Origin of the sequence: Epilithonimonas arachidiradicis, from assembly GCF_003610695.1 — a bacterium.
GTDB lineage: Bacteria > Bacteroidota > Bacteroidia > Flavobacteriales > Weeksellaceae > Epilithonimonas > Epilithonimonas arachidiradicis.
The window spans coordinates 137,676-159,669 of record NZ_RAQH01000003.1 but is presented as its reverse complement, the minus strand read 5'-3'; the positions used below and the strand labels follow the sequence as shown (position 1 = coordinate 159,669).

General features: G+C 36.2%; 23 protein-coding genes and 1 riboswitch. Of the genes, 14 read left to right on the top strand and 9 right to left on the bottom strand.

Annotated elements, in window-relative coordinates; translation table 11 throughout:
* The first annotated feature begins 9 nt into the window (after positions 1–9).
* The 6 genes from BXY58_RS06620 (at position 10) to BXY58_RS06595 (ending at position 5,643) form a co-directional block, all read left to right on the top strand.
* Entirely contained in the window at positions 10–381 is a 372-nt protein-coding gene (locus tag BXY58_RS06620; RefSeq protein ID WP_120213030.1) for a DUF4258 domain-containing protein, read from the top strand.
* A 3-nt stretch (positions 382–384) separates the two neighbouring features.
* On the top strand, positions 385–1,161 hold the full coding sequence (locus tag BXY58_RS06615; protein ID WP_120213029.1) for a histidine kinase: 777 nt from the start codon (positions 385–387) through the stop codon (positions 1,159–1,161).
* The gene (locus tag BXY58_RS06610; protein ID WP_120213028.1) at positions 1,133–1,840 is read left to right on the top strand and encodes a LytR/AlgR family response regulator transcription factor; all 708 of its coding nucleotides are present in this window, start codon (positions 1,133–1,135) and stop codon (positions 1,838–1,840) included. The genes BXY58_RS06615 and BXY58_RS06610 overlap by 29 nt, the downstream gene beginning before the upstream one ends.
* Before the next feature lie 114 nt (positions 1,841–1,954).
* Positions 1,955–4,231, top strand: a complete 2,277-nt coding sequence (locus BXY58_RS06605) for a cation:proton antiporter (RefSeq protein WP_120213261.1) — start codon at positions 1,955–1,957, stop codon at positions 4,229–4,231.
* A 175-nt stretch (positions 4,232–4,406) separates the two neighbouring features.
* Positions 4,407–5,252, top strand: a complete 846-nt coding sequence (locus tag BXY58_RS06600; protein ID WP_120213027.1) for a prephenate dehydrogenase — start codon at positions 4,407–4,409, stop codon at positions 5,250–5,252.
* A gap of 85 nt (positions 5,253–5,337) precedes the next feature.
* The gene (locus BXY58_RS06595) at positions 5,338–5,643 is read left to right on the top strand and encodes a DUF4177 domain-containing protein (protein WP_120213026.1); all 306 of its coding nucleotides are present in this window, start codon (positions 5,338–5,340) and stop codon (positions 5,641–5,643) included.
* A gap of 218 nt (positions 5,644–5,861) precedes the next feature.
* Here BXY58_RS06595 and purE read toward each other — a convergent pair whose 3' ends face one another.
* On the bottom strand, positions 5,862–6,365 hold the full coding sequence (gene purE / locus BXY58_RS06590) for a 5-(carboxyamino)imidazole ribonucleotide mutase (protein ID WP_120213025.1): 504 nt from the start codon (positions 6,363–6,365) through the stop codon (positions 5,862–5,864).
* Positions 6,366–6,461: 96 nt separating this feature from the next.
* On the opposite strand from purE, the gene BXY58_RS06585 reads away from it, so the two are divergent.
* Together BXY58_RS06585 and BXY58_RS06580 are read left to right on the top strand one after the other, a co-directional pair.
* Complete coding sequence (locus BXY58_RS06585) at positions 6,462–7,379, top strand: DMT family transporter (RefSeq protein WP_120213260.1); 918 nt, start codon at positions 6,462–6,464, stop codon at positions 7,377–7,379.
* An 82-nt stretch (positions 7,380–7,461) separates the two neighbouring features.
* Positions 7,462–7,962 (top strand): hypothetical protein, encoded by a 501-nt coding sequence (locus tag BXY58_RS06580; RefSeq protein ID WP_120213024.1) that lies wholly within the window; start codon positions 7,462–7,464, stop codon positions 7,960–7,962.
* A 235-nt stretch (positions 7,963–8,197) separates the two neighbouring features.
* Here the strand turns inward: BXY58_RS06580 and BXY58_RS06575 are convergent, their stop codons facing one another.
* From BXY58_RS06575 to BXY58_RS06560, 4 genes are all read right to left on the bottom strand, one after another.
* A complete protein-coding gene (locus tag BXY58_RS06575) occupies positions 8,198–8,731 on the bottom strand; it encodes a Riean_0653 family protein (protein ID WP_120213023.1) in 534 nt (177 codons plus the stop codon).
* A gap of 66 nt (positions 8,732–8,797) precedes the next feature.
* Positions 8,798–9,907, bottom strand: coding sequence for a 5-(carboxyamino)imidazole ribonucleotide synthase (locus BXY58_RS06570; protein ID WP_120213022.1), 1,110 nt, complete (start codon positions 9,905–9,907; stop codon positions 8,798–8,800).
* Positions 9,908–10,058: 151 nt separating this feature from the next.
* Entirely contained in the window at positions 10,059–10,499 is a 441-nt protein-coding gene (locus BXY58_RS06565; protein ID WP_120213021.1) for a nuclear transport factor 2 family protein, read from the bottom strand.
* Positions 10,500–10,501: 2 nt separating this feature from the next.
* Positions 10,502–11,038, bottom strand: coding sequence for a DUF1543 domain-containing protein (locus BXY58_RS06560; RefSeq protein ID WP_120213020.1), 537 nt, complete (start codon positions 11,036–11,038; stop codon positions 10,502–10,504).
* Positions 11,039–11,222: 184 nt separating this feature from the next.
* Here BXY58_RS06560 and BXY58_RS06555 point away from each other — a divergent pair, with 184 nt between their 5' ends.
* Together BXY58_RS06555 and BXY58_RS06550 are read left to right on the top strand one after the other, a co-directional pair.
* Positions 11,223–12,053, top strand: coding sequence for a sulfite exporter TauE/SafE family protein (locus BXY58_RS06555; RefSeq protein WP_120213019.1), 831 nt, complete (start codon positions 11,223–11,225; stop codon positions 12,051–12,053).
* The gene (locus BXY58_RS06550; RefSeq protein WP_120213018.1) at positions 12,053–12,439 is read left to right on the top strand and encodes a DUF1634 domain-containing protein; all 387 of its coding nucleotides are present in this window, start codon (positions 12,053–12,055) and stop codon (positions 12,437–12,439) included. The genes BXY58_RS06555 and BXY58_RS06550 overlap by 1 nt, the downstream gene beginning before the upstream one ends.
* Before the next feature lie 61 nt (positions 12,440–12,500).
* On the opposite strand, the gene gloA2 is transcribed toward BXY58_RS06550, so the two are convergent.
* The 3 genes from gloA2 to BXY58_RS06535 form a co-directional block, all read right to left on the bottom strand.
* The gene (gene gloA2 / locus BXY58_RS06545) at positions 12,501–12,878 is read right to left on the bottom strand and encodes an SMU1112c/YaeR family gloxylase I-like metalloprotein (RefSeq protein ID WP_120213017.1); all 378 of its coding nucleotides are present in this window, start codon (positions 12,876–12,878) and stop codon (positions 12,501–12,503) included.
* Between the two features lie 42 nt (positions 12,879–12,920).
* Positions 12,921–13,787, bottom strand: coding sequence for a subclass B3 metallo-beta-lactamase (gene bla / locus BXY58_RS06540; RefSeq protein WP_120213016.1), 867 nt, complete (start codon positions 13,785–13,787; stop codon positions 12,921–12,923).
* A 311-nt stretch (positions 13,788–14,098) separates the two neighbouring features.
* On the bottom strand, positions 14,099–16,894 hold the full coding sequence (locus BXY58_RS06535) for a TonB-dependent receptor plug domain-containing protein (protein WP_229728389.1): 2,796 nt from the start codon (positions 16,892–16,894) through the stop codon (positions 14,099–14,101).
* Positions 16,895–16,994: 100 nt separating this feature from the next.
* A riboswitch (SAM riboswitch) is annotated at positions 16,995–17,097 on the bottom strand.
* 149 nt (positions 17,098–17,246) lie between these two features.
* Between BXY58_RS06535 and BXY58_RS06530 the strand changes: the two genes are divergently transcribed.
* From BXY58_RS06530 to BXY58_RS06515, 4 genes are all read left to right on the top strand, one after another.
* A complete protein-coding gene (locus BXY58_RS06530) occupies positions 17,247–17,981 on the top strand; it encodes a DUF72 domain-containing protein (RefSeq protein WP_120213015.1) in 735 nt (244 codons plus the stop codon).
* Position 17,982: 1 nt separating this feature from the next.
* Complete coding sequence (locus BXY58_RS06525) at positions 17,983–18,675, top strand: SIR2 family NAD-dependent protein deacylase (protein WP_120213014.1); 693 nt, start codon at positions 17,983–17,985, stop codon at positions 18,673–18,675.
* A 148-nt stretch (positions 18,676–18,823) separates the two neighbouring features.
* Positions 18,824–20,335 carry a carbon-nitrogen hydrolase family protein gene (locus BXY58_RS06520; RefSeq protein ID WP_120213013.1) on the top strand — a complete coding sequence of 504 codons (1,512 nt, stop codon included), beginning with the start codon at positions 18,824–18,826 and terminating at the stop codon, positions 20,333–20,335.
* A 61-nt stretch (positions 20,336–20,396) separates the two neighbouring features.
* Entirely contained in the window at positions 20,397–21,185 is a 789-nt protein-coding gene (locus BXY58_RS06515) for a DUF4197 domain-containing protein (RefSeq protein WP_120213012.1), read from the top strand.
* Between the two features lie 67 nt (positions 21,186–21,252).
* Here BXY58_RS06515 and BXY58_RS06510 read toward each other — a convergent pair whose 3' ends face one another.
* Positions 21,253–21,906: a CoA transferase subunit B gene (locus BXY58_RS06510; protein WP_120213011.1), complete on the bottom strand. Its 654-nt coding sequence runs from the start codon at positions 21,904–21,906 to the stop codon at positions 21,253–21,255.
* Positions 21,907–21,994: the final 88 nt, after the last annotated feature.

Sequence of the window (21,994 nt, the reverse complement as noted above, 5' to 3'; positions counted from 1 at the left end):
AATCAAACCATGCTCAAAAAACTTAAATTCTATTTTATCGGACTGGTTCCGGGATTATTAATCGTTTTCTTTGTCCTCAATCAGAAAGGGGCAAGCTGTTCGTATTTTCCCAATGACAGAGTGATTGCGGAAACTTTGACCAAAGATTTTTCTTATTCTGACCAATTCAAAAAAGAAATGGAAACGAATAAAATCTCTGAAAAATTCCTGAAAGACGATATCATATCCAAAGGTAAAATCGATTTCGACAAAAGCAATGCTCAGAAAAAACCTTGCCCGGAATATATCTTAAATTATCCTAAAGACAATCCGACCTATGAAATCCATTATTCCAAATGCAAGGAAAAAGCAGAATTTATCGGTCTTAAAAAGTTAAAATAAACGATGAACGGCAAAAATCTTCTTCTACCCGATTATCTTTTATTTGGTGGGATTTTTGTTATTTTTTTCCTGTTGGTTCTGAGTTTTTTTCTCTTGGGAAAATATAAATCCGTGAAGGCAAAAAATAAGCTCCTCGAAGACAATTTCAAAACGCTGGAAAGCAAATTGGACAATGTAAGACTGGAGCAGATTGAGACCAAGCTCAATCCGCATCTTTTCAAAAACATCCTGAATTCGGTTCAGTCTCACGCTTATCAGACCTATATTTCATTAGACAAATTAGCAAATATTCTGGATTACATTCTCTACGAAAGCGGCAACAAATTTGTCAGTCCAAAAGAAGAACTGGATTTTGCAATGAATCTCATCGAAATCAACAAAATCAAAATCAATCCTTTGTTCGATTTCAGAATTAAGACCAAAATCAACAAAGAAGATCCTGTTTATCAGGAGAAAGTTTTTGCACCGCTGATTTCTGTTGATTTGATTGAAAACGCTTTTAAACACACAGATTTTCTGGCCCAGGATTCTTTTATTTCCGTTAATTTAGTTTTGGATGACGGAACATTTGAAATGAAAGTTTCGAATAAAATTTCAGAGAAAACGCCGTTGCAAAAGGAAAACAGTGGATTCGGAAGCAAATCTTTTGACCAGCGTTTGAAATTGATTTACAAGAATCATTACAAACTCAGCAAAAATATCAGCAATGGTATTTTCACAGCACATCTCACCATTAATCTTTCAGAATTTTATGATAAAGTGCGTTATTCTGGACGATGAGTTACTGGCAATCAGCTACTTGAAATTGCTTTGCAGTGAAATGAAAAATATCGAGGTGGTCAAAGCCTTTAACAATCCAAAAGTTTTTTTACAGGAAATCAACGACATCGATTGTGATATTTGTATTCTTGACATCGAGATGCCGGGAATGAACGGACTTCAAATTGCTGAATTAATCCAAGACAAAAAAATCATTTTTACTACGGCTTACAAAGAATACGCAGCAGAAGCTTTTGATCTTGATGTGGTGGATTATGTGCGGAAACCCATCAAAAAAGAACGTCTCCAGCAGGCTTTTGAAAAGGCAGAAAAATTACTCGGTGAACAGCGAAAAAATCAGTTTTTTGAATGGAACACCAATCTGGGCAAAACCCGAATTTTTGTCAGTGATGTAGTTTACATCAAAACATCGGAAATCGATAGTCGCGATAAGAATTTGAAGCTGAAAAACCATTCAGAAATTATTCTTAAAAACTTAAGTTTCAAAAACTTATCCAAATTATTGCCTCAGAAAAACTTTGTTCAAATCAACAAAAAAGAAATGGTTAACATCGATTTTATTAAGGTTTTTTCCTCTTCGGAAATTATTCTGGATTTGGCTTCATCAGAAGGAAATCCAATAAAATTAAATGTCAGTGATACGTTTAAATGCCAGGTTTCCGAAAAACTTTCGAAATAATTTCAGCGCAGAAAAAGGCCGATTCATTACATTTTTGAATTTGATGTAAAATTCATATTCAAAAACTTCTCAACTTTACATCTTGAAAATTAGGTAAAATTTAAGTCAATGATTATGGCAAAGTACAGGAATATTATATTTTACGTTACAACAATTCTGGTTTTTTCGGCTTTGATGTATTGGTTTTTTGTGGAAGGAAAAACGCTGGAAGCCGGCGAAAATATTATTCATAAAACCAGCAACGGCACAATGTGGGACAATTTTGTCGACTCATTTATGACCAACCTGCATCATCCGCTGGCATTGCTTCTTATCCAAATCGTCACAATAATTTTTGTGGCAAGATTGTTCGGCTGGATTTGTATGAAAATGAAACAGCCTTCTGTTATCGGCGAGATGATTGCCGGGATTGTCTTAGGACCGTCGCTTCTAGGGCTTTATTTCCCTGAATTTTCAGCTTTCCTTTTCCCAAAAGAATCACTTCCTAATTTACAGTTTCTCAGCCAGATAGGATTAATACTGTTTATGTACATCGTGGGAATGGAGCTGGATTTGAGCGTTCTCAGGAAAAGAGCGCACGACGCCGTTGTCATCAGCCACGCTAGTATCATCATTCCATTTGCATTGGGAATCGGATTATCCTATTTCATTTATAAGGAATTTGCGCCGGATGGTGTCCAATTCAGTTCGTTTGCGTTGTTTATCGCCATTGCAATGAGCATTACGGCATTTCCGGTTTTGGCGAGAATTGTGCAGGAACGGAATCTCCAGAAAACCAAACTTGGAACCATTGTCATCACCTGTGCTGCAGCCGATGATATCACAGCCTGGTGTATTTTGGCAGCCGTGATTGCAATTGTAAAAGCTGGCTCTTTTGCCAGTTCAATTTATGTCATTCTGATGGCGATTGCCTATGTTTTTCTAATGATAAAAATCGTAAGACCTTTCCTGAAAAGAATCGGAGAACTGCAGGCAGGAAAAGGCGTCATCAACAAATCTATCGTTGCGATTTTCTTCTTAACACTGATTATCTCGGCTTATGCGACGGAAGTCATTGGGATTCACGCATTGTTTGGAGCGTTTATGGCCGGAGCGATAATGCCGGAAAATGTGAAATTCAGGAATCTTTTTATTGAGAAAGTTGAAGATGTCGCATTAGTTTTACTACTACCACTATTCTTTGTTTTTACAGGATTAAGGACCCAAATCGGATTGTTGAATGACGGACATCTCTGGATGACGGCAGGTTTGATTATTGCGGTCGCTGTGACGGGGAAATTCATTGGAAGCGCCCTGACTGCAAAATTTCTGAGAATTAATTGGAAAGATAGTCTCACAATCGGTGCGCTGATGAATACCCGAGGTCTTATGGAACTGATTGTCCTCAACATCGGTTATGATTTGGGCGTTCTGAGTCCCGAGATTTTTGCGATGATGGTCATAATGGCGCTGTTTACTACCTTTATGACGGGACCTTCTTTGGATTTAATCAATTTTCTTTTCAGAGGAAAAAAATCAATGAGCGATGAAGAAAATAGTGATAATAGTGGAAAATATAAAGTTTTGCTTTCATTTGAAAATCCAGAATCCGGAAGTACACTCTTGAAGCTAGCTGATAATTTCACCAATAAAATGAACGGCAACAAAAGTGTAACCGTGATGACCATTGCACCTGTCGATGAGCTGCACGCTTTTGACACCGATACTTATGAAAAGGAATTATTTTCCAATGTTATTGATACGTCGCAGGAGCTTAAGCTGGAAGTTACTACCCTTTTCAAAGCTTCCAATGATATCGAAAATGATTTGGTGCATATCACCAACAAAGGCAATTATGACTTGCTTCTGATAATGCTAAGAAAATCAATCTATGAAGGAACTTTGCTTGGAAAATTACTAGGCTTTACGACCAAAATCATTAATCCAGAAAAATTACTGAACACGGTTAAAGGCAAATCTTACATTTTCAATTCTTCTCCTTTCGATGATTTTACGTTGAGCATACTGGACAAAACCAATATTCCCGTGGGAATTATGGTGGACAAAAATTTCGAAAGTGCGGATAAAATTTTCATCCCGATTTTTGACTTGAGCGATTTTTATCTGGTTGAATATGCCAAGCGACTCATCAATAATAACGATTCTCAGGTCATCATTTTGGATGCTGCCGGACAAATCCGTAGAAATACGGAAATCCGTGAACTGATCAGGAATATAGAACATATCGCACCGAATCACATCACGCTTTACAACGAGAAAACCATTGAGAAAGAATTTCTAGAATCTCAGGATCTGATGCTCATCAGCAGCAAAAGCTGGAAAAACCTGATTGACACCAAAAGTCTCTGGTTATCGGATATTCCATCAACGTTAATTATTTCGAATCCATAATTTTTTTTGAATTTAATAAAATTAATTCTATCTTCGTTCTGTGAAAACCACAAGCAGAACATATTATTACGTAATTCAAAACCTGGAACAGGATTAGGATTCGTATGTAGAAATATCAAAACCTCGTCCTGATGACGGGGTTTTTTGTTTTAAAATAATTAGAAAACTATTAAAGATGAGGATAGGAATTATCGGAACCGGATTAATCGGAGGTTCCATTGCATTGAAATTAAAAGAGAAAAACTTCACCAATTTCGTTTATGGAATTGACCAAAATGAAGACAACCTCAATAAAGCACTTGAACTTAACATTATTGATGAAAAAGCAGGTTTCGAAACAGGAATCCAAAATTCGGATTTGATTATCATTGCAATTCCGGTAGATTCGGCCAGAAAAATATTACCTGATGTCTTGGATTTGATTAATGATAATCAGGTCGTGATGGATGTTGGTTCCACGAAATCCGGCATTGTGGATTCTATCAAAAATCATCCGAACAGAAAACGTTTCGTAGCATTTCACCCGATGTGGGGAACGGAAAACTCCGGTCCAAACGCAGCAACCAAAGATAGTTTCACAGGAAAAGCAGCCGTGATCTGCAACAAAGAAGAATCCGACGACAATGCTTTAGAACTTGTAGAAAAACTCATTGAAACATTAGAGATGCATCCAATCTATATGAATGCCGATGCGCACGATGTTCATACGGCTTACATCTCGCATATTTCGCATATTACTTCTTATGCACTTGCAAATACGGTTTTAGAAAAAGAGCGTGAGGAAGATACTATTTTCCAGTTAGCGAGCTCCGGTTTCTCGAGTACGGTTCGTCTGGCAAAATCCCACCCGGAAATGTGGGTTCCGATTTTCCGCCAAAACAAAGAAAATGTTTTGGATGTTCTGAATGAACATATTACGCAGCTGAGAAAATTCAAATCCGCTTTGGAGAAGGAGAATTTTGATTATCTGGAAGAGTTGATTGTGAATGCGAATAAAATTAGGGGGATTTTGGATAAGTAAAATTATATTTAGATAAAATACGGTTTTCCGTAATTAATTTCATTTTCAATGATTTAGTTTTGTTTTAGATTCTAAAAACTAATCAATGAAAAAAATTTTTTTAACAAGCATATTTGTAATCAGCATTATTTCTTGCAGCCAAAAATGGGAATATAAAACAATTACTTATAAAGGAAGTGAACAAGACGAACTCGCAAAATTTGCGTCAAAAAAAATCGATATAGCAAACAGTTCCCTTAACTCATTAGGCGAAGAAGGCTGGGAATTGGTAGATGTTTTCGAGAAGACAGAAACTGTTCATCCTAATTTTGGAAATACCGAATATGTTACTGGTTTACAACCAAATGTCAGAACTTCAGAAATTAGTTTTGTTTTTAAACGCAAAAAATGATTATTGTAATCTTTATCATTCCATAGGAATCTAATCAGTTGAGATTCCTATGGAATGACAAAATTGTATCTTATGACTAATCTTATTTTATGTTGAATCTGCAGCCCGGCTTGAGCGGAAATCCTTTTTACGCAACGAAGTGGAGTGAAAAGATTGACTTCGTCGAACCACTTCGTTAGGTTTGGGAGCGGAAGACGGATTAAGCTGCCCTAACCACTCTACTTATCAAACTGATTCGGATGTTGTTTTTTGATAGCTTCAACGGTTCCAAGAACTTTATCTTTAAGAGAATCCTGGTATTTTTGTAGTTTTTCAGAGACTTCGGAATCGCACGTTCCGATGATTTTCGCTGCGAGAATTCCGGCATTGGCAGCACCATTCAAAGCAACTGTTGCAACAGGAATTCCTGAAGGCATCTGCAAAATCGACAACACCGAGTCCCAACCGTCAATAGAGTTACTTGATAAAATGGGAACGCCAATCACTGGCAACGTTGTACAACTGGCGACCATTCCCGGAAGATGCGCCGCGCCTCCCGCACCCGCAATGATGACTTTCAAACCTCTTTCCTTCGCTGTTTTTGCATAATCGAACATACGTTCCGGTGTTCTGTGTGCGGAAATAACAGTTAGTTCGTAAGGAATTTCCAGAGATTTGAGAAAATCAGCCGCTTGTTCCATTATTGGCAAATCGCTTTGACTGCCCATTATTATTCCTACCATTTCATTTTTTATTAGATGCTCAAAGATAAAAATTTATAGGCAAAATCGGAGTTTTTGGAATACCTTTGGCTTAGTATTTTTTTTCAAATAAAAGCTTTGAGTTCAAAAACCATTATCGCAATCTTTGTTGTGGCTATTGTCTGGGGAACGACTTTTCTCGGCATCAAAATAGGTGTAGAAACTGTTCCGCCGTGGTTTGTTGCAGGGTTACGCCAATTTTTGGCATCGCTTGTCCTGCTTCCCATTCTGATTTATACAAAAAACCTGAAATGGATTGGCTGGAGAAATTTCCGAATTCAGATTACACTGTCATCATTAATGCTGGTTGGTGCGAATGGTTTAACAACGGTTGCCGAGGAAAATCTCACCAGCAGTTTAACCTCGCTAATCAGTGCGCTATCTCCGATTTTCATTTTTGTTGCGAGTATGGCTATTGGAATGGAAAAATTCACGTACCGGACGATGGCAGGACTTCTAATGGGATTTTTTGGTGTGCTTTTCATTTTTTGGGACGGCATTAATGACCTTATGAATCCCAGCTACAGATTAGGACTGCTGATTCTGATTATCGCAATAATGAGCTGGGGACTGGGAACAATTTACACGAAAAAGATTAACGTTGAAAATAACAATCTATTTCTGAATCTTTTCTACCAGTTTGCATTTGCAGGAATTATACAGTTGGTTTTCGCTTTCTCGTTTTCAGAAACCATTGATGTTTCAGCCTGGTCTGTAAAAAGTGTTTCAGCGATTATCTATCTTGCTGTTTTCGGTTCTGTACTGGCATTTTTCTCGTATCATTATCTACTCAGAACATTACTGCCAACACAAGTTTCGATTTTGTCTTATGTGAATACTATCATCAGCATTTTCCTCAGCTGGTTGATTCTTGGAGAAACAATTTCCACTAAATTCATTATTGCTACAACTTGTATCATCAGCGGTGTTTTCATTATTAATTATAAACCCGGAATGCTAAAATTCAGGCTGATGCAAAAATATTTAAAACGATAAAATTTGTTGATTGAGATATTCTTCGAATTAATATATTTACAATATTATAAAACACATTTATTAACCAAAATAAAATCTTACAATGAAAAAAATCTTATTGACAGCTTCCGCAGCTGGATTATTATTCGCAACGTCTTGTACCAAAAAGGAAGAAACTGTTGTTACAGATGCTAACAAAGATACTGTTGCTGTTGTGACTTCCGAAACCACGCCGATGACTGAAATAGATGCTAAAGCTGCTGTGGACAAAGCACAGGCTGACCTGGATGCTGCTATCAAAAAAGGTGATAAAGATGCCGAATCTGCTGCCAGAAAAGCATTAGCGGACGCCAATATGGCTTGGGAAAATACCAAGACCGTTGTTGGTAATGCAGCACAGGACGTGAAAGCAGGCGTTGACAACGCTGTTGATAAAACAAAGTTGGCTGCAGAAAATGCCAAGCAGGATATGAAAGCTGCTGCGCAGGATACAAAAGAAGCTATTAACAAAACGGCGCAGGATGCCAAAGAAGTTTCTAAAAAAGCGGCGGGCGATGCAAAAGATGCTTATAACAATGCGTTAGAAAGTGCCAAAGCCAAATAATTTTTTAATAAGAAACGGTCAGATAATTCTGACCGTTTTTTTTATGCTTATTATATTGTGATAATTTTCGTATTCCATTAATTCTCTTACTTAGTTTATGGTAGTATTAGTCGGTTGTTGTAATGCAAATTGTTGATTGAGTTTGATTTGTCCAAATAAACATTTTTGAAAGTAATGAATGGTGCCAAAATGTGTAATTTTGTTTTCATAGATTATTGTTTTGAAAATTTGGTTATTAATCGAATTTTTTATCAAAACGTCCATCTGTTATATTAATGATATTTCCATTGTTATCTACTGCTTTAAATTCAAAGGTTCCAGATACGATTTGATTTTGAAGATCGAGTCTTGTTATTTTTATTCTACCTGTATTATTGGGATTTGATGAGTAACTAACTTTATCATTACTCGTATAGCTTGCATAGTTGTAACCATCGTCAGGTGTTTGATTAATGACTTCATATGTTTGGTTAAGCTCTAAATTGGAGATGGATACAATTATGTACATAGATTCAGTGTATCTGTCAGGATCTTTTCTTAAATCTAATTTTATTAAATAGTTATCATTCAATTTTTCGCAATATGTACCCGCGTTATTGCTGTTTAGCTTTTTTGTAGTAGCTACCCAAACTTTACCATTTATCAATGCCCCAGCAATATTTTTGCCAGATTGTGTTGCTTCAGGTAATACATTTTGATCCTGCTCATCATCTTTACAAGAAGAAAGAAGGCCTATTGATAATAGGACAAAAAAAAGTAATTTTTTCATAAGGGTGTAATTTCGTGGTTATTAAGAGGTTGTAAATTAAACAATTTTTTATTTAATCACGAATTCTTATGCTATGACTCTCACCAAAGACTTGATATGAATCAATTTTTCCATTAATTCCTCTCTGGAATCTGCCAGAACATTGATGTGCCCCATTTTCCTTCCCGGTTTTGTTTCAGTTTTTCCATAGAGATGAACATAGGTTTTTGGTAATTTCAGAACTTGTTCAAGCCCTTCATATTTTACTTTTCCTGAATAATTGTTTTCACCTACAAGATTCAGCATTCCGGAAAATTCGAATGCATCTGTATCGGCTAAAGGCTGATTGGTCACGACTCTGTAAAATTGCTCAAACTGCGAATTGGCGTTGCCTTCCTGCGACTGATGTCCGGAATTGTGAAGTCTCGGCGCAGTTTCATTGACCCAAACTTTTCCATTTTTATCAAGGAACAGTTCAATCGCAAAAAGTCCGGCAGAATCTGCACTTTTGATAAATTGGTTCGCAATCACGTCGATCTGTCTTTGAGTTTCGTCAGAAATATCGGCCGGACAAATGTTGAAATCCAGGAGATTCAGTTTTGGATCTGCAACCATTTCTGTTACTGGAAACGTTTTGATCTCACCGTTTTCGTTTTTAGCAACAATTACCGATAATTCTTTATCGATATCGACCAGATTTTCCAAAACCGATTCCTGAATCCAAAGATTTCTCCAATCATCATTTGAACGAAGTAACTGTACGCCTTTTCCATCATAGCCACCGGTATTAAGTTTTTGAACGAAAGGCAATTGGATTTTGATTTCGTCCTCGCTACCGTCCATAATTTCGAATTCAGGAGACGGAATTCTATTTTCTTCATAGAATTTTTTCTGCAAAATCTTCTGTTGAATGATTTTGATAATTTTAGAATTGGGAACCACTTTTACACCTTGATTTTCTAATGTTTCAAGCGCATCTGCATTCACGTGTTCAATCTCAATCGTCACCACATCTTTGTCTTGTCCGAATTCCAAAACAGTGTCATAATCATTGAAATCACCTCTAGTGAAACGAGAAATATGCGCACAGGAGCATTCCGGGTTGGGGTCCAGAACATAGAATTCGTCATCATATTTTAATGCTTCCTGGATGAACATTCTTCCCAATTGTCCGCCGCCTAAAATTCCGATTTTCATAACTTACTCTTTAACTTTCTTTTATTTTTAGATTTATTTTTTGAACACAAAGTCCACAATGTTTTTTATACTATATGCTTTTAAGTTCACAAAGTCACTTCGACAGGCTCAGTGTAAACTTCAAACTTATCAAAGATTTAATTCTAAGTTTTTACTTCTTACAATTATCCTTTCTTCTTGTATCGATAATATATTGGATTTTCCATTCGTTATTGGATTTCACCAATTGAAAAGAATTGACACCGCAATGCGAGAATTGACCTTTGTAATAAAACTCATAAGGCGTCCAAACTGAAGCCAGATTTCCATCAATCAGAATATTTGAAAATATGATTCTCTCATCCAAACTACCTTTTTCAGCTTTAGAAATACTCAACGCAAAATCATTGATACTTTCATCTTTAACCTCTGCAGTTTTTGTAATAGTCTGCAAGACGGCATTCTTATGAAATGATTTTTTAATCAATACAGAATCGGAGGTTTTCATTCCATTAAATAATTGATTGACTGTCGATTTAATTGATTCTTCTTCAGATTTTTGGGCCAAGAAAAACGAAGAAACGAAAAAGAGTATTAGAGAAATTGCTTTCATAACTATTTGATTTTAAGATAACCTATTTTCATTACATTTTCCTGATGTTCAATATCAGATTTTTCAAGGATAATGGAATATTTTTCTTTAGAATTTTGCGACAACAAATCATTAACATTGTAAATATCATCGATGTCAACGCCGTGTTTATCATCAATATGGCTTACAGCGTTTGCAAAACCCATTGTTTTATAAAATTCGGTTTGCTTCGCTCTTTTGATAATATCGCTGAGAGATTTTCCAACCATCAAATGCTGCTCATGAAATTCCTCAAAATGCCCGGGCTTGTAACCGCCAAGATTGATAAAAAATAATTGATCAGACGACTTTTCGGGTATTTTGTCAATGACTTTCACTTCAAAACCATCGGCAAAACGCACCTCCTGATAACAATCGATATGAATTTTGGCATCTGCCCAAAAATTTTTCAACTCTGGAATCAGGTCTTCAAAACGCTCTGCAATTCCGAAAAAAACATCGTGTTGTTCGATATTTCTGCCTTTTGGTGCTGCGCCTAAAATAACATAGAATAATTTCATTCTGAGAAAATGTTTCACAAAAATACTTAAAATAATGTGCAAAACACAATCTGTAAAATAGGCTCATCCAAAGAAGTCAAAATGTCAATTCCTACAATGTTAATAGACTATATATGAATTAATTATTTTAAAAAATGTCACGATTTGAAGGTTAAAATATTTTTCAAAGCTCTATATTTGTCCTATGTCAGAAATCATTATTCTATTTATTGGAGCTATCGCTGCGGGATTGATGGGTTCTCTTACAGGATTGGGCGGCGGTGTTATCATAATTCCTCTATTGACTCTCGGTTTTGGCGTTCCGATGCATTATGCAATCGGCGCTTCTCTGGTCTCTGTGATTGGAACTTCTTCAGGTGCTGCAGTTGCCTTTGTGAAAGAAGGTTTTACAAATATGCGGATCGGGATGTTTTTGGAAATAGCCACAACAATGGGCGCTGTAGTTGGCGCTTTGGTTTCCGGATTTCTAAATCCGAATACAATCGGGATTATTTTTGCGAGTATTTTAATTCTTACCGTGCTCTTAAATCTCAAAGGAAAACCTGACCATCAGGAAGAATTAATCAAAGGAAGTCTTGCTGATAAACTCAAGCTCTATGGGACTTTTCCAGATAAAGACGGGATAAAACACTATGCTTCCAGAAATACAATTCCGGGATTCCTGATGATGGTTTTTGCAGGCGCCATGTCCGGACTTTTGGGAATAGGTTCTGGTGCATTGAAAGTTTTGGCAATGGATAATATGATGAAATTACCGTTCAAAGTCTCTACGACTACAAGTAACTTTATGATTGGTGTAACAGCTGTTGCCGGGGCGTTGATTTATTTTCAGCGAGGGCAGATTATTCCGGTGATTGCTGCGCCTGTTTTGATTGGCGTCGTTGTCGGAAGCTTTATCGGCTCCAAAACTTTGATGATTTCTAAAACGAAGAAATTGAAAGTATTTTTTGCAATCGTGATTACATTGCTTTCGATTTATATGATGTATAATGGCGTGGCAAAAAATTTCCATTAATGAGAACAAAACCATTCACAGACGTTGATCTAAACCGCTCCGTTGGAAATCTTTTGAGATTAGGCGTTATTCTTTCCGTGGTGACTTCCCTTATTGGGTTTATTAAGTTGTTTACGGAAGGCTTCAAAATGCCCAGAAAATACAATCTTCTGGAAATGGGAGATTCGTCCGAAAAAGTCTGGGGAAGTTTCTGGGATTCGCTTTGTAGAGGCGAAGGAATGGCGATTATCCAGCTTGGGATTTTGCTTTTGATCCTGACACCTTTAGTAAGAATTATCTTTGCATTAATCGGTTATCTGAAAGAAAAGGATTACACTTATGTTATCATTTCAATGATTGTTTTAACCATTATGATTGTAAGCTTCCTGACAGGTTATGCGCATTAGTAATAAATATTAATGATGAATTATAAGTAATTTTTCTAATCGATTATCTATCCGTTTATACTTAAACCTCGTAAAATTCCAGAGGTAAATCATCCGGATCAGAAGTGAAAAAAAATTTTTTATCTGTAAATTCATCGGTTCTGATTTCTTCACAATCCAAACCTTTTTTGATTAATTCATTTCTTTTATCTTCAACACTTTCGACGGAGAAAGCTAAATGGCGAAGTCCGCAACTCTCAGGCCTTGATAGACGTTTTGGAGGATTGGGGAACGAAAATAATTCGATGACATAATGATCTCCGATTGCTAAATCCAGTTTGTAGGATTGTCTTTCTTCTCTATAAACTTCACGAATAATACTAAGCCCTAAAACTTCTGTATAGAATTTTTTGGAAACTGCATAATCGGAACAGATGATGGCGATGTGATGGATTTGCATAATTAATTGTAAAAAGTAGAATGTATTACGTATAAAGTATTATTATTTTGATTCCTCTTTTAATTTTTCCAAATAATCATCTTCCAATTCCTTCAGATACTTAAAATAATTCTCCTTATCCATAAACAATTTCGGATTGTAAGCATCGCCTGGTTTACGTTTCTCATGCAAATCGAACTGGCTGGCGTGTGAAGCGACCCAAATATCGAAATCCAGATTTTTCATAGCTTCCAAAGTATAAGCATAATCTTTTTGCATATCAGGATAAGCATGAACATCAGAAAACTTATGGTCAATGATGATGGACGGCATATTGGCAATCAAAACTTTATAAGTTCTGTCTTTATCTTTCGTTTCAAAGATAAAGCTGCAGGAACCTTTTGTATGACCAGGATGATGAAGCAAAGTCAATGTTGTACTGCCTAATGTGATTTTATCATTATTTTTCAAAAGAAAATCGGGTGTCAAAGGCTTAAATGTCACGCCATATTTCCCCAACTCGTAATCGGATTTTCCACCAGATTTCAGCTCGGCCAGCTCCGCCTTGTCTACATAAAGTTTGGCGCCGGTTTCTTTTTTGATATCAGCCATTGCGCCCATATGGTCAAAATGTGCCTGAGTCAAAGTCAGGATTTTGATGTCTTTATATTTGAATCCCAATTTCTCAATATTGGTTTTGATTTGAGGATAAGAATCAGCCAAACCTGTGTTGATGAGGATATTTCCTTTATTTGTAACGATGAGATAAGATGCCAAATCATAAGTCCCGACATAATATAGATTCCCAACAATTCTAAATGGTTCATAAGGCTGTGACCATTTTTCCGGGTTGTTTTTTGGTTCTGTTACGGTTTGTGCATTTCCGGAAAAGGAGATGATTAGTAGTAATAGTATGGTGATTTTTTTCACTTTTTCTTTTTTATAATATTAATATTGTATGTAATATTTGTTTTACTGTGGTATCAAAGAATAGTCCCAGTGTAGAAAAAATAAATATACGATTAAAATTTTTGTTGGAACAGATGTTTCAAAGCTCAATATTACTTTGTTAATTGTTTAATTCTAAATTTTCATTCCTTTTACGTTCAATAGCCTGATAATCCGCTTTAGATTTATATGATCTTTTTTGACTCTTGTGGTTTCATCTACAAAAAAAATGGCATCGAGAAAACTCCAGATGCCATTTCAAAACAAAATAAAAACCTTAAAAAAATCAATAGTTAAAAAGAAACGGTTAACTTGCTAAACACATATCTTCCGTTCTGTCCGAACTGTGATGTTGATCTAGAATAGATAAATTGATCATTATTCGTAGAACCTGTCACATTTTTAGTTGGATAAATATCAAATAAATTGTTTGTTCCAAGCGTTAAATTAAAATTCTTGCTGATATCATAACCAATGGATAAATCGGTAACAATCTTGTCCGAAATCAATTGATGGTCGTACGCATTTCCATTGAGACCATCCGCACCATAAACTTTTCCGTAATAGGTATTTCTCAGATAGAAATTGAAATCATTCCATTTAAAATTATTGGACAAACTCGCTTTCACTTTTGGAACAGAATCTTCTAGGTAAACTCTAGATTTTTCTCCAAAATAGGTATTTTCCAATCCTGCATTTTTCAACAAATCAGAAGCGTGGATATCGCCAACTTTTCTGGTTCTGTTGAAATTGATAGCAAAATCATTTGTGAATTTGAAACTTTCCTTTGTCAACGTATGGCTGATTACAACATCAAAACCTTTGGTCTCCGTATCAATAGCATTAGAGAAAAACTGAGCCGCATTCACATTGGCTTTTACAAATTCGTTTGCTAATGCAATTTGTTCGGGTGTTGTTGGATTGCTTGGTCTTGAGAATTGATCTGTCAAAACAATTCTGTCATCAATTCTGATAAAATAAGCATCTGCTGTAATATTCAAATTAATTGCCGGGATTTTATACGTGAATCCCGTACTTACAGATTTTGACGTTTCTTGTTTCAACTTCGGAATTCCAAAACCTTGAGCAATCTGAGAATCATTACTGAAAGTTCCTACTTCTACAAGAGTTGGTTGCGGATTAGGATTTTCAGGGGTTGCCGGTAATGTTGTAAATAAAGTGGAAGTGGTATTATAATAGATTTGGTGAATTGATGGAGCACGGAAACCTGTTGAACCTGCAAAACGAAAATTAAGATCGTTTGATAATTTGATTCTTGACGCTAATTTATAGTTGAAAGTCGAACCAAAATCAGAATAATTTTCATATCTAATTGCTGCATCTACCAGCCACCAATTGGTAAAATTAAATTCTACATCTGCATATGCCGCATAAGCATTTCTATTTTTATTAACCCTATTTTCTGGTCTGAAACCTGAGAAAACCTGAGAACTTCCTGCCAATGCCACTCCGAAGAAATCAGTTGGATTAACAGATGTTGAAGTTTGTGGATTTCCATTCACATCATAAGCTGTGTAAGACGCTTCTTCACCCGGATTTTCTTTAAAATTCTCGTGACGCTGCTCTGCTCCGAAAGCGACATTCACACCTTCCAGCCAATTAAATGATTTGCTGAAATCTAAATTAATGGTGTTCTGCAAAAACTGCAACCCACCGGCTTTGAAAGAACTTGGAGAATTGAATCTCAAACTTGTGTTTCCTGTATTTTCAATGGTATAATCAAAACTGTTTTGCCCGAATGTGTTACTGAAGTCTACATTCCATCCGTCCCATTTTCCTTTGATTCCAGCAGACAATGACACATCCTGAATCTTAGTATGAATCTCTGGCAAATAACCGTCAATATATAAACCTGTAAATGTTCTGGCCTGGTTTGGTCTTCTGTAAAAACCACCGGAAGCACCATCACGGATTGAATAACCTCCGAATGTGTAAACTTTCCAATCGTCATTCAAAGGCACTTCTACATTCGCAAATAACTGATGATTATTTAGCTTCGATTGTCCAACTTGCTGATTAAAATCTTTTCTGGTCTGTCCTCTGTAAGCCAATTCCTGATCTGTATAATTAGCGCCTAACAATCCTTGTAAAGCAGAAATATTTGATGCATTTTGAATACTTGACTGGAATCCGGAATCAAAATAATTCACACCTTGCGCATATTGATGAATTAGATTTACGAAATCTTGTTCACCAGCCGAGCCTTTCAGGTTATTGATGTTATTAAAATAAGAAGACAGATTCACGCCGGCTTCTGCAGCTCTCTTCTCAATAGCATTGTAAGCATTGTAGATATTTCCGCTTTCTGTTCCAGCTCTTCTTGTTGGGTCACGGAACTGGGAAGACCAAGTCAAATTATAAAAACCACCACGTTTTCCAATCTTGTTTCCGTAGTTCAAATCTAATTGAAATTGTTGTCCATCATAATTTCCAGTATGGTCATTGGCAGCTTTGGTAAGGTAACCACCATAATTCAGTTGTCCTGTCAGTTTTCCAGTATCTCTTTTCAATTGTAAGTTCATTACACCGGCAATTGCATCAGAACCATATTGCGCAGAAGCACCATCTCTCAAGACCTCGATTCTTGAAAGTGCAAAAGCCGGAATAGCGTTTAAGTCCGTTCCAACTGTTCCCCTTCCCGGCGCACCGTTAACGTTGACCAAAGCCGATGTATGTCTTCTTTTTCCATTAATCAAAACCAAAGTCTGGTCTGGTCCCAAGCCTCTCAACTGCGCAGGATCCGAGTGATCCGATCCATCAGCATTAGTCTGAATAGTTGACGTAAAAGATGGCGCAATCGTATTTAGGATCTGATTGATATTGGTTTGTGGTAAACTTTGTTGAATATCTTTCAAATTGAAAACATCCACAGGAACCGGACTATCTGTTTTTGAACGTCCTCCACTTCTGGAACCTACCAAAACAACTTCTTCAATTTGTTTATCAGAAGTAGAATCTTTTACAGCCTTCGTTTCCTGTGCTTGAGTCAGATAGATTCCGGAAAAGAAAACTACGGCTGTCGATATAACGGCTCTTTTGCTGGAATTAAACATAGTTTTTTGGATCATATTTTTAAATTTTACGTTTTATACAAAAAGAAAACTTCTCCCAGACAAGTCTGAAAGAAGTTATATTGAGACGGCATCACAACCGCAATTAAACATTTTCAACTTATCTTTCCTTTTTTCAAAGGCTGAATGTAACACCTTACCTAATCAGCAGGTTGTTAAGACTTCAACAGGTCAGTTCCCTCGGTCTTTCTTAATAAGTATGACAGCAATTCATTATCACAGTGCAAAACTATGATAAGAATTTTTCTTCAGCAAATTTAATTCATACTATTTTGATATGATAAATATCATATTAATTTTAATTAACTGATTTAATGCAAATTGGCATAAGTTTTAATTATAAAATAAAATGAAAAATTCAAAAGAAAAATATCATATCGGCTGTTCAGGATTCTATAATACAGACTGGAAAGGTTCACTTTATCCGGAAGATTCTAAGAATAAAGACTTCCTGAAATTATATTCTAAAGTCTATAACACGGTCGAAATCAACAGTACATTTTACAGAAAACCAATAGCAAAAACGCTCCAAAAATGGAATGATGAGACGCCTGATGATTTTAATTTTTTTATTAAAATTCCAAAAACAATTTCTCATTCCGGCTATTCTGAAAGTAAGAAAGAAGATTTTTTTGACTTCTGTAATTATATTAATGAAAATATGGGGAACAAATTAGCTGGTTTTTTAATTCAATTTCCATCATCATTTCATTGTACTGAGAATAATATCAAATGGCTAACAGAAACTTTATCTGATGATTTTTTGATTGCAGTCGAATTCCGACACGACTCTTGGTGGAATGATGAAATTTTCGATTTGTTCAAAAAACACCAATGGATTTTCTGCGGTGTTAGTTTTCCTGGAAAAATCTCGGAAGATGTAATTATTACGAATTCTAAAATCGGATATTATCGCCTGCACGGAAAACCGATACTTTATAAGTCGCTATATTCAGAAGAATTTTTGGATTATCTAGTTAAAGAAATCAAAGCTAAAAATCAAGAATTTTATATTTACTTTAATAACACTTGGGGAACTTCTGCCATAGAAAATTCGTTATATTTAAAGAAAATTTTAGATTAAAATGAAAAAACTGGTTGTACTTTCCGGTGCAGGAATTTCGGCAGAAAGTGGGATAAAAACATTCCGAGATTACAATGGACTTTGGGAAAATCATCGCATTGAAGACGTAGCTTCTCCGGAAGGTTTTGCTCGAAATCCGCAATTGGTTTTGGATTTTTATAATGCCAGAAGACAACAATTGAAAGAAGTAGAACCCAATGCGGCGCACAAATTGCTTGCAGAATTGGAGGATTTTTTCGATGTTCATATTATTACTCAGAATGTAGATGACCTTCACGAAAGAGGCGGTTCCACCAAAATCATTCATCTTCACGGCGAATTGACAAAAGCAAAATCTGTAAACGAAAACAGCGAAATCATTGATTATATTGATGATATCAAGGTTGGAGATTTACACCCGGACGGCTCACAACTTCGTCCACACATTGTTTGGTTTGGAGAGATGGTTCCGGAGATGGATAATGCGATTGATATTGCTTCTCAGGCAGATTTATTTTTGGTCATTGGAACATCTATGCAGGTTTATCCGGCTGCATCGGTTATCCGATATGTTCCTGAACATTGTGAAATTTTCGTCATCGACCCCAATATGGAAAATCCAAATGCTTTCACAAAAAATGACAACCATTTCAAAACTTCTGCAACGGAAGGAATGAAACAGCTAAAGGAAATATTAATTAAAAAATATCAATGAAACCACAAAAGACACAAAAGCTTTTAATATAATCAATATTCTAAGAAAAAAGAGGTGACAAAGGCTTATTTTCACTTTAAGATAAAATCAAATATGTTACATACTATCTTTTGTAACTTTTGTGGTTAATCAATAAAATATACAAACTATGCAGGTAGAAATCAGAAAACTAAACATTGATGATTATGATGACTTGGCAGAAGCAATGCAAAAAGCTTATCCCGATATCGATGATAATGTCTGGAGCAAACGGAATATCCAGAAGCTGACTTCCATTTTTTCGGAAGGTCAAATCTGTATCACAGTTGATGGGAAATTGGCTGCTGCGGCATTATCCATTATTGTTCAGTACGAATTGTACGGCGACCAACATACTTATCAAGAAATTACCGGAAACGAATCATTCAATACGCATAGTAATGTCGGAAATGTTCTTTATGGCATCGAGGTTTTCGTTGATCCTGAATTCAGAGCATTAAGGTTAGGACGAAGATTGTATGACGCCAGAAAAGAACTTTGTGAAATTTTGAATTTAAAATCCATCATCATTGGCGGAAGGATTCCTAATTATCATCTTTACAGCAAAGAATTATCGCCCAGAGAATACATCACCAAAGTTCGAAATAAGGAAATCTATGATCCAGTTCTCAGTTTTCAGATTGGGAATAATTTTTCTCCGGTTAAAATTATAAAAGGTTACCTGAAAGGCGATTCCGAATCCGAGGAATATGCAGTTCTGTTGCAGTGGAACAACATCTATTACACGGCGAAGAAGAACACGATGCAGGACAGCGTGATTCGGCTTGGTTTGGTCCAATGGCAAATGCGGCCTCTGAAGGATTTGGAAGATTTTTACAACCAAGTTGAGTTTTTTGTAGATGCAGTCGCAGGTTATCAATCAGATTTTTGTTTGTTCCCGGAATTATTTAACACGCCTCTACTCGCGCCTTTCAATCATATGAATGAGCGGGAATCAATGGAGAAACTGTCTGAACTAACCGAAGAAATAAAAGAAAAAATATCAGAATTTGCGGTGAGTTACAACGTGAATATCATTTCCGGAAGTATGCCGATTTTGGAAGAAGGGAAATTGTACAATGTCAGTTATCTGCTTCACAGGGACGGAAAAATTGACGAATACAGAAAAGTTCACATCACGCCAAACGAAAAGAAATATTACGGAATGACTGGTGGCAACGAAATTAAGGTTTTCGATACAGATTGCGGAAAAATTGGTGTCATTATTTGTTATGATGTCGAGTTTCCAGAATTACCAAGATTGCTGGCTGACCAAGGAATGAAAATTTTGTTTGTTCCATACCTTACAGACACCCAAAATGCTTACACAAGAGTTAGGCATTGCGCCGCAGCAAGAGCCATCGAAAATGAATGTTATGTTGCCATTGCTGGTTGTGTCGGGAATTTGCCAGGTGTGAACAATATGGATATTCAGTACGGACAGGCAACGGTTTTCACTCCTTCGGATTTTGCTTTTCCATCCAATGCGATAAAAGGTGAAGCTACGCCGAATACGGAAATGACGATTATTGTGGATGTTGATCTTAATCTATTAAAAGAGCTTCATTACAATGGCGCTGTGAAAACAATGACTGATAGAAGACAAGACTTGTATGATGTGATCTTACGAAATCAGATTTAATTTTTTGAGGTATTTAACTTCAATCAGATTTAATCATCTAATTTTGTAAAAAATATATTTAATGAAAAAGAACTATTTAATTGCTGCAGGATTACTATTTTCAATTTCTACACAAGCACAGCTTGGTGACCTTTTAAAAGTAGTTAAAGACAAAACAGGTGTTGACCTCAGCCAGGTCAAAACTTCCAACCCTACATCTACTAATACAACAACCACGAATTCCAATATCAATCTTGGTAATCTTACCCAGACCGAAATTTCATCTGGTCTGAAACAAGCTTTGAATCTTGGCGTAACAGAAGGTGTCAAAAAATTAGGCGTGACCGACGGGTTTTATAAAAATGAACTGGTAAAAATTCTGATGCCGGAAAAACTGAGAAAAATTGATACGACTTTAAGAACCCTTGGTTTAGGCAGTTTAGCAGACAAGGGTGTAAAATTACTGAACAGAGCTGCGGAAGATGCCGTAACAGAAGCTACTCCGATTTTTGCGAATGCGATTACGTCTATGACAATTACCGATGCAAAAAATATTCTTTTAGGAAGTAATAACGCAGCGACTAATTATTTACAAACCAAAACTCAAAGTCAGCTTTTCACAGCGTTTCAGCCGAAAGTAAAAGCTTCACTTGGGAAAGTAGGCGCCGATACGGTCTGGAAAAATCTGATTTCGAAATACAATACATTAACTGGTCAAGCTGTAACTACCGATTTGAATGAATATGTAACAACAGAAACCATCAATGGTGTTTTCAAAATGGTGGCGGAAAAAGAAACCGGAATCAGAAATAATTCTGCGCTTAGGACGACTACTCTTTTGGAGAAAGTTTTTGGAGCGGTGAAAAAATAGAAATTTATAATAACCACAAAAGTCACAAAAGATAAAGTAATTCTTTTGTGACTTTTGTGGTTTAAAATTAGAATTGCATCTCAGGAATTTCTCCTTCAATAATCAAATCCGCTTCTGTGGCTTTCACAATATCTTCAACCGAAATTCCCGGCGCTCTTTCCAATAGTTTGAAACCTTTATCTGTGATTTCCATAACGGCTAATTCTGTAACTACTTTTTTAACACATTTGACACCTGTTAAAGGAAGTGTACATTTTTTCAAGATTTTTGATTCGCCAGCTTTGTTAACGTGCATCATTGCAACAATGATATTTTCTGCAGAAGCTACCAAATCCATTGCACCACCCATTCCTTTTACCATTTTCCCGGGAATTTTCCAGTTGGCAATATCGCCGTTCTCAGAAACTTCCATTGCACCAAGAATAGTCAAATCCACTTTTTGACTTCTGATCATCCCAAAACTGAACGCGGAATCAAAAAAAGAACCACCTGGAAGAATCGTGATAGTCTGCTTTCCTGCGTTAATCAAGTCTGCATCCTCTTCACCTTCGAAAGGAAATGGTCCCATTCCCAAAACTCCGTTTTCACTCTGAAATTCCACCGAAATATCCTCCGGAACATAGTTGGCCACCAAAGTCGGAATCCCGATTCCAAGGTTGACATACATCCCGTCTTTCACTTCTCTTGATATACGTTGTGCGATTTGTTCTTTTGTTAGCATAGTAAAATCTTATACCGCAATATATCAATATTTCACGTGATAGAAAAATGCTTTTTCCGTCACAGTAAATATTAATAAAACAATCAGA

What these genes read in the sequence shown, in the direction of transcription:
- BXY58_RS06620 (WP_120213030.1), top strand. Translation starts at nt 10, where the DNA reads ATGCTCAAAAAACTTAAATTCTATTTTATCGGACTGGTTCCGGGATTA.
- BXY58_RS06615 (WP_120213029.1), top strand. Translation starts at nt 385, where the DNA reads ATGAACGGCAAAAATCTTCTTCTACCCGATTATCTTTTATTTGGTGGG.
- BXY58_RS06610 (WP_120213028.1), top strand. Translation starts at nt 1,133, where the DNA reads ATGATAAAGTGCGTTATTCTGGACGATGAGTTACTGGCAATCAGCTAC.
- BXY58_RS06605 (WP_120213261.1), top strand. Translation starts at nt 1,955, where the DNA reads ATGGCAAAGTACAGGAATATTATATTTTACGTTACAACAATTCTGGTT.
- BXY58_RS06600 (WP_120213027.1), top strand. Translation starts at nt 4,407, where the DNA reads ATGAGGATAGGAATTATCGGAACCGGATTAATCGGAGGTTCCATTGCA.
- BXY58_RS06595 (WP_120213026.1), top strand. Translation starts at nt 5,338, where the DNA reads ATGAAAAAAATTTTTTTAACAAGCATATTTGTAATCAGCATTATTTCT.
- purE (WP_120213025.1), bottom strand. Translation starts at nt 6,365, where the DNA reads ATGGTAGGAATAATAATGGGCAGTCAAAGCGATTTGCCAATAATGGAA.
- BXY58_RS06580 (WP_120213024.1), top strand. Translation starts at nt 7,462, where the DNA reads ATGAAAAAAATCTTATTGACAGCTTCCGCAGCTGGATTATTATTCGCA.
- BXY58_RS06575 (WP_120213023.1), bottom strand. Translation starts at nt 8,731, where the DNA reads ATGAAAAAATTACTTTTTTTTGTCCTATTATCAATAGGCCTTCTTTCT.
- BXY58_RS06570 (WP_120213022.1), bottom strand. Translation starts at nt 9,907, where the DNA reads ATGAAAATCGGAATTTTAGGCGGCGGACAATTGGGAAGAATGTTCATC.
- BXY58_RS06565 (WP_120213021.1), bottom strand. Translation starts at nt 10,499, where the DNA reads ATGAAAGCAATTTCTCTAATACTCTTTTTCGTTTCTTCGTTTTTCTTG.
- BXY58_RS06560 (WP_120213020.1), bottom strand. Translation starts at nt 11,038, where the DNA reads ATGAAATTATTCTATGTTATTTTAGGCGCAGCACCAAAAGGCAGAAAT.
- BXY58_RS06555 (WP_120213019.1), top strand. Translation starts at nt 11,223, where the DNA reads ATGTCAGAAATCATTATTCTATTTATTGGAGCTATCGCTGCGGGATTG.
- BXY58_RS06550 (WP_120213018.1), top strand. Translation starts at nt 12,053, where the DNA reads ATGAGAACAAAACCATTCACAGACGTTGATCTAAACCGCTCCGTTGGA.
- gloA2 (WP_120213017.1), bottom strand. Translation starts at nt 12,878, where the DNA reads ATGCAAATCCATCACATCGCCATCATCTGTTCCGATTATGCAGTTTCC.
- BXY58_RS06535 (WP_229728389.1), bottom strand. Translation starts at nt 16,894, where the DNA reads ATGATCCAAAAAACTATGTTTAATTCCAGCAAAAGAGCCGTTATATCG.
- BXY58_RS06530 (WP_120213015.1), top strand. Translation starts at nt 17,247, where the DNA reads ATGAAAAATTCAAAAGAAAAATATCATATCGGCTGTTCAGGATTCTAT.
- BXY58_RS06525 (WP_120213014.1), top strand. Translation starts at nt 17,983, where the DNA reads ATGAAAAAACTGGTTGTACTTTCCGGTGCAGGAATTTCGGCAGAAAGT.
- BXY58_RS06520 (WP_120213013.1), top strand. Translation starts at nt 18,824, where the DNA reads ATGCAGGTAGAAATCAGAAAACTAAACATTGATGATTATGATGACTTG.
- BXY58_RS06515 (WP_120213012.1), top strand. Translation starts at nt 20,397, where the DNA reads ATGAAAAAGAACTATTTAATTGCTGCAGGATTACTATTTTCAATTTCT.
- BXY58_RS06510 (WP_120213011.1), bottom strand. Translation starts at nt 21,906, where the DNA reads ATGCTAACAAAAGAACAAATCGCACAACGTATATCAAGAGAAGTGAAA.